At 36.1% G+C, this 772-nt stretch carries 1 protein-coding gene and 1 pseudogene; one reads left to right on the top strand and one right to left on the bottom strand.

Going from position 1 to position 772, the window contains the following annotated elements:
• Positions 1-120, top strand: a pseudogene (locus Xenpb_RS19405) (ISAs1 family transposase); the annotation flags it as partial.
• Positions 121-239: 119 nt separating this feature from the next.
• Here Xenpb_RS19405 and Xenpb_RS19400 read toward each other — a convergent pair.
• A complete protein-coding gene (locus Xenpb_RS19400) occupies positions 240-602 on the bottom strand; it encodes a hypothetical protein (protein ID WP_099115454.1) in 363 nt (120 codons plus the stop codon).
• Positions 603-772: the final 170 nt, after the last annotated feature.

Here is a 772-nt window from a genome sequence, read left to right as displayed (position 1 = left end):
TTTAATCGAATTGCATTAAATGTGATTAAACAAAATACCAGTATAAAGGACAGTCAGGCCGCTAAACGCCGAAGAGCAATGTGGTCAGCGGAATTCCGTAGTCAGCTTATATTTGATTAAACTTAATACAAAGTGGAATCCCGCCCTGATAATTCCCCCGATTTTTAGCGCGTTATATAAATAATAACTAATAGCTCTAAAATTGCAGCTTAAAAATGAAAATACAAATAAACGATAAATTATTTATCTCGTGCATCCTCATCTTCATCATCATCAATATGCCAATTGTGCAGTATTCGATGGACAAAAGGCGTCACTACCATCCCAACAGCGATGAAAAAGATAGCCTGAAGGAATAGTCCATAAATGGCTGCAAAATATTTTCCCAGCATACTGACTGGCTCAATGTGCAAATTTTGAGTTCCAATCATTGAAACAGAATTCAATATTGCATCAGGTATGGCATGGCTTTCAATCAAGAAAAATCCCAATACGCCTGGAATAATGCCGATCAAAAAGATAATAAATGCGTGCAAAAGGAAACGCACTATCCGTAAAAGAAATCTATCGAGGCTAATTAATTTATCAGTAAACTTTTCCATACCAATCCTCCACTAATAAATTAGCTACCATGGTGATTGTATGTTAAGTGCTCAAGAAAAATTAATTGCAAATTGATCACCATAACCTTCCAATAACGTATTTAGCTCATACTCCATGGTATCTTGAGTCCAGGTGATAAAACGTCGCCAGTGATATTTGGCTTGTTTCC

The sequence above is a fragment of the Xenorhabdus sp. PB62.4 genome (assembly GCF_014467285.1).
GTDB lineage: Bacteria > Pseudomonadota > Gammaproteobacteria > Enterobacterales > Enterobacteriaceae > Xenorhabdus.
This window is presented reverse-complemented; position numbering and strand designations above follow the sequence as displayed.

Bases quoted from the DNA above. Each gene is read 5' to 3' on its own strand.
- Xenpb_RS19400 (WP_099115454.1), bottom strand. From the start codon at position 602: ATGGAAAAGTTTACTGATAAATTAATTAGCCTCGATAGATTTCTTTTA.